The following is a 13617-nucleotide window of genomic DNA, read 5'->3' as shown; positions in this document are numbered from 1 at the left end:
TTTGGCCTGCGTTGACGCCGCGCCGCCGATCCGCGCAGATGCTGCGACCAGTCGTCCAGCCGGAACCCGCCCTTGCCCGCGTCGCCTCGATCAACCGGCCGTCCCGTCGCACTGATCATCGCGCGCGCCACGCTGCTCGCCTATCCCGAGTTGCTCCCCGAACTGGCGGGGGCGCTCCACGCGCGCGGTCACGGCGTGCTGCTGCAGGTTATCGATCATGAGCGCGAGGCCGATGCCGCGCTGGCGGCGCTCGACCCGGGCGGCGTCGCGGGCATCATCGCGGCGGTGCGACCGTCGGACGCTGCCATTGCGCGCGCCGCAGCAGGGCGCGTGCCGCTGCTGCTCTACAATTGCCACGCCGCCGGGCCGACTGTCGATTCGGTGAGCTGCGACCATGCCGCATGCGGGGAAAGCCTCGCGGCGCTGCTGCTGGAAGCCGGGCACCGCCGCTTCGGCATCATCGGCGCCTCGGCGCTGGTCGGCGTCGAGCGCGCAGGCGGCGCGGTTGCGACCCTGCGCAAGGGCCGCGCGCTGACCATCGAGACCGTGCGCGGCGATTACAGTTATGCGAGCGGCGCGGCGGCGCTCGACGAATTGTTCGCGCGGATGAAGCCGCGGCCTTCGGCGATCATCGCCGTCAACGACGCGATGGCGATCGGCGCGCTCGACCGGGCGCGGGCGCTGCAGGTGCGGGTGCCGCGCGACCTGTCGGTGGTCGGCATCGACGGAACGCAGGCGGCGCGCCTGCCCTCTTACGAGCTGACGACGATGCGCCAGCCCCTGCACCGCCTCGCCACGACGGCGGTCGACCTGCTGCTCGAACGCATCGCCGACCCTTTACGCCCGGTGGAAATTCGGCTGTTCGGCGGCGAGATGATCGTCGGGCGGACGGCGCGGCTCGAGCGGCCTGTGCGTCGTCTTACAGTCGCGCGGACGCCCCGCGGATGAATTCGCCCATGAACAGGCGGCGTTCGGCGGGCTGGTCGGGGTCCTCGACGCGGTCGAGCAGCATCGTCACCGCGCTGTTGACCATGCGCTCGACGGGCTGGCGGATCGTGCTGAGCCGGTAGCTCGCCCATTCGGCAGGGCCGACACCGTCGAAGCCGACCACCGACAGGTCGCCGGGCACGTTCAACCCCTGCTCGCGCGCCGCGTCGATCGCGCCGATCGCCATCAGATCGTTGGCGCAGACCACGGCGTCGAGCTGCCCCGCCTCCGCCAGCAAGGCGTCGAATGCCTCGCGCCCGCTCGCATAGTCGTAGCCGCCGCGCTTGACCGCGATCGCCGGCAGACCGGCTGCGTCGAGCCGGTCGAGCGTCGCGCGCAGCCGCTCATCGCCGACATGACTGTGCTCGAGCCCCGCGATGACCCCGAAGCGGCGGTGGCCTGCCGCCAGCAGCCCGTCGACGAGCAGCCCCTCGCCGCGCACCGAATCGCAGCACACCGACCCGACCGTGCCGATGTCGCTGATACGGTTGTACAGCACCAACGGTACGCCATGGTCGTTGAACTGCAGCACCTGCTCGTCCGACAAGCGCGCAATGGCGATGGCGCCGTCGACCTTGAAGCGCCAGATCTGTTCGAGCGCGTCGGCGGGCACCAGGTTACTCTCCGAGGTGAACAGCAGCGCGCGCATGCCGTGCTGTGACAGGCGGTCGGTCAGCGCCGACAGCATCTCCGGATAGGTCCGGTTGGTCACTGTCGAGATCAGGATGGCGACGAGGTTCGACCGGCGGGTCGTCAGGCTCTGCGCCAGCGCGTTGGGATGATAGCCGAGCTCGGCCGCGGCACTCAGCACCCGGTCGCGCATCTTGGGGCTGATCACGCAGCCGGGGCGAAAGGAGCGCGACACCGATGACTGCGACACGCCCGCGCGGCGGGCGACATCGTAGCAGGTGGCGGCGCGCTTTGAGGGTTTGCTCGACATGGCGGACCCGACCCTAACCGACGCGCGCGCGCCTGACCACGGTCTCCGGAATGCGCCACCAGACGAGCGCGGCGACGAGGAAGCAGGCGCTCGCCAGCGTCATGCCGACCGTCAGCCCGAAGCGGTCGGCGACCTGCGCGGTGATCAGCGGGGCGAAGAAGCTGATGATCCGGCCCCAGTTGAAGATCGACGCCGCGGTCGAGCGCAAATGCGCGGGGTAAAGCTCGGTCAGCCACGGCCCCCAGACCACGCTGGCGGAGATCGCGAAGCCATAGCCGAACCCCGACGCTGCGAGGATCGCCACTGACGACGGCGCGCGCAGGTAGAACAGCACGATGGCCGCGGCGATGACGAAGCCGATCGCCCCGACGCGCCGCCCGTAGCGGTCGGCCAGCCACCCCCAGGCGAAGCCGCCGAGGCACGATCCCCAGAACTGCCACGACACGATCGTCCCTATCGCGACACCGTCGAAGCCGCGGCTTTCCTTCAGATAGGTCGTCACCCAGCCGGTGAACGCCTGGTAGGCGAAGAAATTGAGGCCGCACATCAGCACGAGCATCATCGTCTGGCGGCGCACCGCGGGGGTGAACAGCTCGACGATCGGCAGCTTCGAGATCGGCCCGGTGTGGCGCACGCCGCCATAGGGGATCAGCCGCCGGTCGTCGGGCATGATCAGCAGGGCGAAACCCGCCAGCACCGCTGGCACGACGCCAACGTAGAGCAGAATGCGCCAGTCGGAATCTAGGAACAAGGCACTGACCGCGCCGAGCGTCGCGACCGCTGCGTTGTACACGCCCAGCACGACGCCCGCGAGTTGCCCCCGGATATGCGGCGGGAACAGCGTGACGTAGATCCCGACGGTGATCGGGTACATCGTGCCGGTGAAGTAGCCGAGGGCGAAGCGCTGCACGAGCAGCTGCGGATAAGTCGTGACGTACGCGCCGGCGACGAGCAGCAGCCCGAAGCTGAGCATTACCACGACCAGCGCATTGCGCCGCCCGAAGCGATCGGCCAGCTGACCATTGATGATCGAGCCGATCAGCGCACCGCCCGCCATCGCACTGTACATGCCCCCCGCCTCGGTACGGGTCAGCGCGAGGCTTTCGGCGATGTAGGGGCGCAGGATGTCGACGGTGTTCCACGTCCAGGCGTAGCAGAAATAGCCAGCCAGCAGGAACGCGAAGGCTGCAACGCGGTGGCGCAGCGGCAGCGATTCGGCGGTGCGCCAGCCATCCGCGTCGGGCACGCTCATGCGCGGTACGGCGCGGGTGCGAGTTCGGCCATGCGGGCGAAGACGTCGACACCGAACTGGCGCAACAGGTCGGGGATATCGATGAACACCCAATTCTCGACCAGGCGTTCACCCTCGCGCCGCCAGAAATCCATGACCCGCATCTCGATGCGCTTACCCGTCGCGGGCAGGCCGAGCCAGCCGCCCCCCGAATGCGTCGCGCGGATGCTCGGCCAGCCCGTCGAGGCGACATAGCCGCGTTCGCCGATGCGGCACTTGTGGTCGCCCCCGATGCGGTCGGGAAAGGCGGTCAGGAACGGCCGCTGGTGGCCGCGTTCATAGTCCGCATGACCCCGAAACGTGCCGATCGGCGCGGGGCCGAACCACCAGAAGTCGGGCGACCAGAAATCGATCATGCGCATGCTCGGCAGATTGGCGCCGTCGTAGCGCATCAGCCCGGCGATCATCGCTTCGACGAGATCGAGACTGGCGCGCGCCTCGCTGTCGCTGCCGCCGTCGAGAACGACGCCGTCGCGGCTGCGCGGCCCGGGCGCGAGGATGTGCGCTCCCAGCGGACGCGCGAGTGGCCAGACGCCCGCCTGCATCATCAGCCCCGGCAGGTCGAGGATCAGATAGGTCTCTGCCATCGCGCCGCCCTCCCAGCGGTCGAAGCGTCCGAAGCGCAGGAAGGCGGGCAGGCCGGTCGCCGGGATCCCGCACAGCGGAGCTGTGAACAGCCCCGCGACATGCCCCGTGCTCGCCGTCCAGTCGCCGCCCTTGAACGACCCCGCGACGACGATGTCGACCCGCTCCTCGGCCTGCGGAAAGCTCGTCAGCAGCGTGTCGAGCAGCCCGGCCCAGTCGCTGCCCTCCAGCGGATAGGGGGCGTGCAGCACGTGTCCCGCGGTAAGCGGCGCGGCGCGTCCGCCCGCGTCGAGAGGGGCCTGCAGCCGCCGTGCCGTGTCGGTGATGGTCAAAACCTGATCCCCCTCGCGCTTGCACTATATTGATTTCGGATGCAGTCGGCGTAAAGCGCCAAATCGGCGGGCGGAAATCGGACAGGGCGAGAGCGGCATGGCGGAGGCACGGCTGATCGAACTTGCGCCGCACGTGCCGGGCATCGACGGGCGCGACATCGCTGCGCTGCACGCACCGCAGGGACCCCGCCGCCAGCGCATTGACGGCTTCGACGCCGACTACGCCGACATCGTCGACTATATCGTGCGCTGCACCCACCGCATCTGGGAGCAGAAGGACGTCGGGCTGATCGAGACGCATTATTCGGCCGATTGCCGCGTCCACCTGATGACCGGGCCGCAGGTCGGCGTCGACGGCATCGTCGCCGGCACCGTCGCGACACTCGCGGCCTTCCCCGACCGGACGCTGGTCGCGGAAGCCGTGATCTGGGCCGATCTCGGCGCGCAGACCTTCCTGACCTCGCACCGCATCAGCGGCGGCGGCACCAACCTGGGGCCGTCCGAATTTGGCCCCGCAACGGGGCGGCGCGTCGGCTACACGACGATCGCCGACTGTATCTGCACCGGCAACCGCATCGTCGAGGAATGGCTGGTGCGCGACAACAGTGCGCTCGTCCTCGGTCTCGGCCTGCACCCCGGCACCGTCGCGCGCGCGCAGGCCGCTGCCGACCGCGCCGATGGCAGCACCGCCCCCGCACCGTGGCGGCAGGCGGCGATGGCGCGCATCCTCGACGCAGCCCGCACCCCCTTCCCCGCCGCTGCCCTGCCCGACGCGACGCGCGACCCGCATGGCTTTGCGCACGCGCTGTTCGACGCGGTTTGGAACCACCGCCGCTTCGCGCGCATCCGCGATGCCTATGACCCCGCCGCGACGCTGGCGGCGCCCGGCGGGCGGGAGCTGTTCGGGCACGGCGAGATCACAGGCTGGGCCGCCGCGCTCTGCGCAAGCTTCGGCGACGCGCGCTTCGCGGTCGATCACGTCGCGGTCAACGAGGCGCCCGGCGGGCACGACATTGCGGTGCGCTGGACGATGGCGGGCACCCACGACGGCGACGCGCTGTATGGCGCGGCGAGCGGCCGCCCGATCTATATCCTGGCGGTCACGCACTGGCGCATCGCGGGCGGGCGTATCGTCGACGAGGTAGTTGTGTTCGACGAGATCGCCCTGCTGCGCCAGATCGAGGGCGGGTTGTGAGCGACCTTGCGGCACTGGAGACGGCGGTTCGCAGCCACCGTGCCTTCGACGCGGTCGAAAATGCCTATCTCCATCGCGCCTGGCGCGACGACGACTATGGCCGGACGCGCGGCCGTGCGGCGATCCGCGACGCGGCGATTGCCGAGATCGCCGAAGAGGGCGCGGGCCCGGTGCGCATCGTCGACGACCTGGGCGACATGATCGTCCTCGAGACCGCCGCCGGCTGGCGCGCGCATCGCTGGGTGCGCCGCGACGGCGAGCGCATCGTCGCCGAGACGCTGATCCGCGACGGCGCGGCGCGCGCGCGGGCGCTGGGGCGCGACTTCGGCGCGGAGGCGTTGCGACGCGGTGCGGGGTCGCCGGCCCATGCGCCGCTCGGCGAGCTGCGCGCCGGCCTCGGCCAATTCGCGACGACGCGGCAGGCAGCGCTGCCGCATGACTTTCCCGACGCGGCGCGCGACCTCGCGCACGCGGTGCACCGCGTGTGGAACGGCCGCGCATTCGGCGAGATCGGCGCGCGACGCTGGACCGGGCCCGACGGTCGTAGCGGAGACGGTGAAGCCGCGGCCGCGTGGCTGACCGAGCTGTTCGCCGCCCTGCCCGACGCCGTGCTGCTGTTCGAGCGCGCCATCGTCGCGCCGGATCGCGTCGCATTGCTGTGGCGGCTCCACGGTCATCATCTGGCAGACGGCTTCGGCGTCGCCGCGACAGGCCGCCGCGTGCGCTGCCACGGTAGCAGCGTGCTAACCCTGATTGATGGAGTGGTGCAAGCCGAGGACACGCTGCTCGACACGCTTGCACTCGCGACGCAGCTGCACCGCCCGGCTATCTCCTACAGATAACGTGCATGCGGATGCCTGGACTGCCCGTCGGGCATGGCATCACAGCGTGCGCCGCCCTGCGTTTGAATTGCGCTAATCGCTCACTTCGAAGCGATTGTGCCCTCTACGCAACAGGCGGAAACAAGTTTGAACCTGCGGCGCAATGATCGCAAAAACGCGCTTGCATCCGCAATCATTTCTGCAAAGTTGCGAGGACGGGATAAGGGGACCAGATATGATCGGCAGTCGCAGCGGACGAGTGTTGGCAATCGGCGTATCGGCGCTCGCGATCGGTATCGCGCAGGCGGCATCTGCCCAGGCCCCCGCACCCGCCCCCACCGAAGTCGCAGTGGCCGATGATGCCGGCGGCATCGACGAGATCGTCGTCACCGCGCAGCGCCGCGCCGAGCGTCTGCAGGACGTGCCGCTGTCGATCAGCGCCTTCTCCCAGGCCGATCTGCGCCGCACCGACACCAACGACCTCAGCCGCCTGACCAACTTCACGCCGGGCTTCAACTTCGGCAAGTCGGGCTTCGACGCGCGCCCCGCGATCCGCGGCGTGCGGACCGAGAACGTCGCCGGCAACGCCGATCCGACGATCGGCTTCTACGTCGACGACGTCTATCAGAGCCGCGCCGTGCAGGCCGGCCAGCCGTTCATCGACGTGCAGCGCGTCGAGGTGCTGCGCGGGCCGCAGGGCACGCTGTTCGGCCGCAACACCTACGGCGGCGCGGTCTCGGTGATCACCGCGGTCCCCGGCGACGAGCTCGATTTCGGTGCCGAGGCGATCTACGGCAACTACGACCGCATCCAGGTCCAGGGCTTCGTCAGCATTCCGCTGACCGAGACGTTCGGTGTCCGCATCGCCGCGAACTACGAGAAGCGCGACGGGTTCGTGAAGAACATCGTGGTTCCGGGCAACGACCTGTACGACAAGGACACGCGCTACATCCGCGGTACCGCGCGCTACGCCCCGACCGAGAACCTCGAGATCATCGTGCGCGGCAATTACTGGTCGGAAGGCGGCAACGGCGGCCAGGCATTTGGCTACAAGCCCGCGGGCATCCTGTACGACCCCGTCAACCTGCGCCGCTCGCTGACCAACGGCATCTACGTGCCCTTCGTCAACTCGGTGCCGCTCGACGGCATTCCGGACATCAACGGCATCGACATCGGCACGCGCGTTAATCCCGACCCTTATGTCACGCAGACGCAGCTCGATGCGAAGGCCGACCTCAAGCAATATGCCGGCTCGGCGCAGGTCCGCTGGTCGAACGATGACATCTTCGCGCGCTCGATCACCAGCTATCAGCAGTTCGACTATTACTCGAACGCCGGCGACCCCGTCGGCCCGACGGGCGGCGCGTCGGTGCAGAACCGCAGCAGCGATGCCTTCAGCCAGGAATTCCAGATCGGCGGCGCCGACACAAAGCCGCTGCAGTGGATCGTCGGCCTGTTTTACTTCGACGACAAGGTTATCGACGAGTTCCGTTCGGAGCGCGTCAACATCAACGACGGCTTCAACGGCAGCGGTTTTCCGAACACCGCCAAGGTCAAGTCGTACGCCGCCTATGCGCAAGGGTCGTATTTCGTCACCGACGCGATCCGCCTGACCGCCGGCGGCCGCTACACGATCGACGACAAGAACTTCGCGTCGCAGGGCATCACGATCATCCGCGGCGTCGACACGGTCACGCCCAACTCGACCTTCTCGGGCTCCGAGAAGTTCAAGAAGTTCACGTGGCGGCTGGGTGCCGATTACTTCATCACGCCCGAAAACCTGTTGTACAGCAGCGTCTCGACGGGCTTCCGCTCGGGCGGCTTCAACGGCTCGGCGTTCACCAATCCGCTGATCCCCTTCGCGTTCGCGCCGGAGACCGTGCGGGCGTATGAGATCGGGTCGAAGAACCGCTTCGACGACGGTCGCTTCCAGATCAACGTTGCGGCTTATTACAACGACTTCCGCGACCTGCAGATTCAGAATGGCTTCCTGTCGGGAACGCCGCCGATCCTGCTGTCGGCGATCCGCAACGCCGGCAAGGCCTATGCGACTGGCGTCGAGATCGAGGCGATCGCCAAGCCGGTGCCCGAGCTGACGCTCAACGCCACCGCCGCCTTCGTCAAGACGCGCTACGACGAGTACGACACGACGCGTCCGGGCGGCTATGCCACGCCCCCCGGCGAGAGCGCGATCATCAGCCTGGCAGGCAAGCGGATCCCCTACACCCCGGCGACCAAGGTCACCGTCGGCGGGCGCTACGACATCGTCACCAGCATCGGCACCTTCACGCCGTCGGCGAACGCGGTGATGTCGGGCAAGTATTTCAACACCGACTACAACACCGTCATCGACGTCCAGCGCAGCTTCACGAAGCTCGACCTGCGCCTGGCGTGGATGTCGCCGGGCGACAAGGTCGGCGTCGACCTGTTCGTCAACAACGTCACCGACGTCGCTGTCGCCAACCGCGGCGTGTTCGGCAGTCAGGGCCTGAACAAGAGCTTCGAGGAACCGCGCTTCTACGGCATCCGCGTCAGCTTCCGTAAGTAGGGCGGTGCTCCGCCGGCTGGTCGTCGCGCTGGCGCTCACGCTGGCCGCCGCCCCGCCGGCAGGCGCTGCGCTGCCTGCGGCCACCGCGGGCGCGGCGCTCAACTACGGCGTCTCCTGGTACCCGGAGCAGCGCGGACCCGAGACATGGGACGCCGACCTCAGGCTGATCAGGGCGGCCGGCTTCACCTTTGTCCGTGTCGGCGAGTTCGCCTGGGCGCGGATGGAGCCGCGCGAGGGGGCCTACGACTTCGCCTGGCTCGACGCGGCGATCGCGGCAGCGCGGGCGCACGGGCTGGACATCGTCATCGGCACGCCGACCGCCGCGCCGCCGGTCTGGCTCACGCAGAAATATCCGGAGGTGCTCGGCGTCGATGCGGCGGGCAAGCCGCTCCGCCACGGTGCCCGCCGCCACGCCTCGGTCGCGAGCCTTTTGTATCGCGACAAGGCGCGCGGCATCGCGACGAGGCTCGCCGAGCGCTATGGCCGCGCGCCGCGCATCCTTGGGTTCCAGGTCGACAACGAGTACGGGCGCGAGACTTTCGACCCCGCCGCCGTGCGCGCGTGGCACGCCTGGCTTGCGGCGAAGTACAAGACCATCGACGCGCTCAACAAGGCGTGGTTCACCGTCGCGTGGAGCCAGACCTACAGCGACTGGGCGCAGGTCCCGGTGCCCGACGAACGCGACAACCCGGGCCTGGCGCTCGATTGGCTGCGCTTCTTCAGCGAGGCGTGGCGCGACTATCAGCAGGTGCAGATCGACGCGATCCGCCCGCACCTGGCACCCGGTCGCTTCATCACGCACAACTACACCGGCCGATACGATAATTTCGATTTCGGCCTGACCGCGCAGCCGCTCGATCTCGTCAGCTGGGACTGGTATTTCGGGGAGCCCGTGGTGGATCCCGCCGACGCAGGCTTCCTCCACGACATGTACCGCGGCTTCCTCGACCGGAACGTCTGGGTGATGGAGACCGCGGCGGGCAACACCAACTGGGCCGAGCGCAACTACACCGAACCCAAGGGCGAGCTGCGTGCGAAGGCCTGGCAGGCGGTAGGCCACGGCGCCGACGGCTATGCCTTCTGGGTGTGGCGGCCGACGCTCAACGGTATCGAGCAGTTCCACGGGGCGCTGACCGACGCAGGCGGGCGCCCTGCCCCGGTCTATGCCGAAGCCGCGCAGGTCGGGCGCGAGCTGGCGGGCGTCGGCGAGGCGGTGCGTGGCAGCGTGCCCGTCGCCGATGTCGCGCTGCTCCACGACTATCCCAGCCGCTGGGCGCTGCGGCGCATGACGATGACAAGGGACTATGATGCGTGGAAGGTCTTCACGTCGTGGTACGGCGCGCTGAAGCCTGTCGCGACCGGCATCGCGGTGCTGCGCGGTCCGGACCGGCTGGCTCGCTACAAGCTCGTCGTCGCGCCCGCGCTGCACGTCATGACCGCCGCCGATGCCGCGGCGCTGAGCGCCTATGTGCGCGGCGGCGGGCACCTCGTCCTGGGCCCACGTTCAGGGGTCAAGGATGAGAGCGGCTCGCTGTGGGAGCCCGGCCAGCCGGGGCCGCTGGCGGCGCTGATCGGCGCGCATGTCGACCAGGCGAACATCCCGCCGCCGGGCGCGCTGGCGCTCGACGGACCTGCGGGACCGGCGGCCGCCTCGATCTGGGCCGAGCGGCTGGCGATCGATGCGCCCGATGTCGAGGTGCGGCTGCGCTACGTCGGCGGCGACGGCTGGCTCGACGGCCTTCCCGGGGTGGTCAGCCGCAAGGTTGGCAAGGGCCGCGTCACCTATATCGGCGCCCTGCTCGACACGCCGTCGCTGCGCCGCGAGATCGGCGCTGCCGCCACCGCCGCACAGGTCGTGCCGCAGTTCCCCGGCCTGCCCGACGGTGTCGAGGCGACGACGCGCGAGGGGCCGCGCGGGCGTGTTCATGTCCTCGTCAACTGGGGGACGACACCGGTTACCATCGGCCTGCCACGCGCCTATCGCGACCTGCTGGCAGGCGGCACCACCGACCGACTGACCCTCCCCCGCTTCGGCGTCGCGGTCCTCGGCGAGCGCTAGAAGCGCACGCCGACCTGGACGCCGTAGGTGCGCGGCTGGGCGAAGCTGGTCAGCAGTGAGCGGTGGTTGCCGTACACCGCGCGGGTGATCACCGCGGTATCCTCGATGTTGTTGACGAACGCCTGGACGCGGAAGCGCTCGTCGGCGGTCAGGAAGGTCAGGCGCAGGTCGGTCTTAGTATAGGCCTTCTGGTTGCCATAGTCAGGCGTCAGGTCGGTGAGGATGTAGCCGCCGTTGAAATAGGTCTGCACCTCGGGCGTCAGCGACCCCGCGCTGCCGAGGTCGATCGCATAGGCGATGCCCATCTGCACGGTATAGTCGGGCGAGAACGCCTTCTTCGACTTGTAGACGGTGCCGTCGAGGCCCTTGCCGGCGATCACGTACTTGAACTGCGGCACCCCGCCGATGACGATCTGCTGGCCGTTTGGATCGAGGATCGGCACGAAGCGGTTCGGATCGGTGCGCGAGTTCGGGAAGGGCGTGCCCTGCACCGTGTTGCGCTCGCCTGATGCGGCCGTGCAGCTCGTCGTGACATTGCAGAAAGTCGCCGCACCGCCGAATTCGAAGGTGTTGACCGCATAGTCGATCTCGCGCGCGTTCAGATAGTTGAAGGCGATGTTGACGGTCAGCCGATCGGTCGGACGGATCAGCGCCTCGACGTCGAGACCATAGGCGCGATCCTTGCCGATGTTCTGCACCAGCGCGATGACGCCGGTCAGCGGATTGTTGGGATTGGGGATCGAGGTCTGCGCTTGGAGATCGCGGTAGCGGTTGTAGAATGCCGCGACGTTGAAGGTCAGCGTGCCGTCCAGCAACGTATTCTTGGCGCCGACCTCGTAGGCGTCGACCTTCTCGGGCGCGAACGGCAGCAGCGTCGGCACGCCGCCGATCGTCACCGGCCCGGTGTTGAAGCCGCCCGAATGCACGCCGGTCGAATAGCTGGCGTAGACCATGTGGTTGCGATCGAACTTGTAATCGAGGGCGCCGCGATAGGTGGTGAAGCTGTCCTTGTTGCTCCCGCACACGAAATTATACGCCTGCGCGATCGCCGTCGGGTCGGCCGAGACCGAGCGCGGGCTGGCGGGGATGAAGCCGCCGCAGGCATAGTCGATCGGCTGTTCGATATCGTGCGCGAAATAGCTGCCCGCCCCCGTCGCGGCGCGGTTGAAACGCGAGCTGAGCAGCGTCTTGCGGTCCTCGGTATATCGGATGCCGGCGGTGGCGGTCAGCTTTTCGAAGAAGGTGTACGACAGCTGGCCATAGCCTGCGTACGACTTGGTCTTCTGCTGTACCGCGCTGAACCCGTCATAGGCGAAGGTCTGGTTGAGGCCCGTGCCCGCGGCGGGCAGATAGTTGAAGCCGAAGGTATAATATTGCTGGCCGACCGGCGCGGTCGCGGTAACGTAGCTGCGGTTCTGGTTGGTCACGGCGACCTCGCGGACGCGGTCGTTGAGGTAATAGCCGCCCAGCACATATTGCAGCGGGCTGTCCTTGTCGTTCGACAGCAGCTGGATTTCCTGGGTGAAGGTCCGCGCCGCGGTCTGCTGATAGGAATAGTTGAGCAGCACGGGGGTCAGGCTGCCGCCCGTCCGCACCAGTTCGAAATCGGTGTAGCTGCTGATCGAGCGCAGGCGCACCGGGCCGGCATCGAAATTGATCACCGCGCTGTACTGCTGCTGGTCGCCGTCGCGGAAGACGTCGCCGGCATAGTTGACCGTGTACGGGTCGGCGATCGTCGGAATGCCGACGTCGGCGCCGTTGATGTCGGGAATGCCGTCGCGGTAGCGCGTATCGATGCTTGTCCCGGTGCCCGTGAAGCTCGACCCGTTGAAGCCGGTCGGCAGCTGATAGGTGACGCCGTTCCGCGTGATCGAACCGCCGGGCGCGGTGATCAGCGACGCGTCGACCTCCGACCCCAGCACCTTGTAGCCAAAGCCGCCGAGGCCCGAGCCGCCCAGATCGAGATACGAGCCGCGCAGCAGGATTTCGAGCCGGTCGTCCATCGACGTCGGCGCGAGGCGTAGCGTGCCACGCACGAACCACTGCTTCTCGCGGCCGAGGTCGTTGCCGGTGCCGATGTTCTTGATGTAGCCGTCGTCCTGCTCGTACAGGCCCGCGGCGCGGAACGAGATGCCCGGCGCGATCGGCGTGTTGATGAACGCCTCCAGCCGCGCGTGATTGTAGCGTCCGTACAGCCCGTCGATGCCGGCGGCGAACTCGTCCGTCGGGACGGCCGAGAAGAAGGCGATATTGCCGCCGAAGCTGTTGCGTCCGTACAGCGTGCCCTGCGGCCCCTTCTGGACCTCGACGCGCTGCAGATCGACGATCGGCGGCACCTGGCTGGTGCGCGACTGGTAGATATCGTCGACATAGATGCCGATGCGCGGGTCGCCGTTCGCCGCGACGTTTTCGGTATAGGTACCGCGGATTGCGGGGCGCAGGTCCGACCCCGACCGGCCAAGGCGGATGCCGGGCACCAGCTGCTCGAGCCGGTCTGCCGAAGTCACCGCAGCGTTGCGCAGCGCGTCGCCGCTGATCGCGCTGATCGACAGGGGAACATCCTGAAGGCGCTCGGCGCGACGCTGGGCGGTCACGATGATCTCACCGCCGTCGATCTCGGCGGCCGCAAGCTCGACCGGCGCGGCGGCGGGCTCGGCGGGTGCGGCGGTCTGCGCGAACGTCGGCTGGGCCAGCGACGATGCGAGAATCGTCGATGCGGCAAGCGCGATACGAAGACGGGCGGCGCGGCTTTCGATGTGCATGAAGTCCCCCTTTAATTGACCGGGAGTGCACACCGCCAAGCAATGCCGGTCAACGTGCGTGAAATCGGTTGCATCGACTTTATCGGCTGGTCGGCGT

Annotated in this window: 9 protein-coding genes; 5 read left to right on the top strand and 4 right to left on the bottom strand. The window is 68.4% G+C overall.

What is annotated here, in order from left to right:
* Positions 1-72: 72 nt before the first annotated feature.
* Positions 73-948, top strand: a complete 876-nt coding sequence (locus tag FMM06_RS06365; protein ID WP_144236449.1) for a substrate-binding domain-containing protein — start codon at positions 73-75, stop codon at positions 946-948.
* Here the strand turns inward: FMM06_RS06365 and FMM06_RS06360 are convergent.
* Genes FMM06_RS06360 through FMM06_RS06350 form a run of 3 tightly spaced genes read right to left on the bottom strand, consistent with a single transcriptional unit; the run spans position 920 to position 4135 of the window.
* Positions 920-1927, bottom strand: a complete 1008-nt coding sequence (locus tag FMM06_RS06360) for a LacI family DNA-binding transcriptional regulator (protein ID WP_144236448.1) — start codon at positions 1925-1927, stop codon at positions 920-922. The two genes, FMM06_RS06365 and FMM06_RS06360, sit on opposite strands and share 29 nt — an antisense overlap.
* 13 nt (positions 1928-1940) lie before the next feature.
* Positions 1941-3179, bottom strand: a complete 1239-nt coding sequence (locus tag FMM06_RS06355; protein WP_144236447.1) for an MFS transporter — start codon at positions 3177-3179, stop codon at positions 1941-1943.
* Complete coding sequence (locus FMM06_RS06350; protein ID WP_144236446.1) at positions 3176-4135, bottom strand: nuclear transport factor 2 family protein; 960 nt, start codon at positions 4133-4135, stop codon at positions 3176-3178. Before FMM06_RS06350 ends, FMM06_RS06355 begins: the two co-directional genes overlap by 4 nt.
* A gap of 97 nt (positions 4136-4232) precedes the next feature.
* On the opposite strand from FMM06_RS06350, the gene FMM06_RS06345 reads away from it, so the two are divergent.
* From FMM06_RS06345 to FMM06_RS06330, 4 genes are all read left to right on the top strand, one after another.
* On the top strand, positions 4233-5330 hold the full coding sequence (locus FMM06_RS06345) for an ester cyclase (RefSeq protein WP_144236445.1): 1098 nt from the start codon (positions 4233-4235) through the stop codon (positions 5328-5330).
* Positions 5327-6172 carry an ester cyclase gene (locus FMM06_RS06340; RefSeq protein ID WP_144236444.1) on the top strand — a complete coding sequence of 282 codons (846 nt, stop codon included), beginning with the start codon at positions 5327-5329 and terminating at the stop codon, positions 6170-6172. The genes FMM06_RS06345 and FMM06_RS06340 overlap by 4 nt, the downstream gene beginning before the upstream one ends.
* 241 nt (positions 6173-6413) lie before the next feature.
* Complete coding sequence (locus FMM06_RS06335) at positions 6414-8699, top strand: TonB-dependent receptor (protein ID WP_185965068.1); 2286 nt, start codon at positions 6414-6416, stop codon at positions 8697-8699.
* Between the two features lie 4 nt (positions 8700-8703).
* A complete protein-coding gene (locus FMM06_RS06330; protein ID WP_144236442.1) occupies positions 8704-10758 on the top strand; it encodes a beta-galactosidase in 2055 nt (684 codons plus the stop codon).
* Here the strand turns inward: FMM06_RS06330 and FMM06_RS06325 are convergent.
* Entirely contained in the window at positions 10755-13520 is a 2766-nt protein-coding gene (locus tag FMM06_RS06325; RefSeq protein WP_144236441.1) for a TonB-dependent receptor, read from the bottom strand. The genes FMM06_RS06330 and FMM06_RS06325 overlap by 4 nt on opposite strands.
* Positions 13521-13617 lie beyond the last annotated feature (97 nt).

This window comes from Glacieibacterium frigidum (assembly GCF_007097155.1).
GTDB classification, from domain to species: Bacteria; Pseudomonadota; Alphaproteobacteria; order Sphingomonadales; family Sphingomonadaceae; genus Glacieibacterium; species Glacieibacterium frigidum.
Note: the sequence above shows the minus strand (reverse complement) of the source record. Positions and strands in the feature narration are given on the sequence as shown.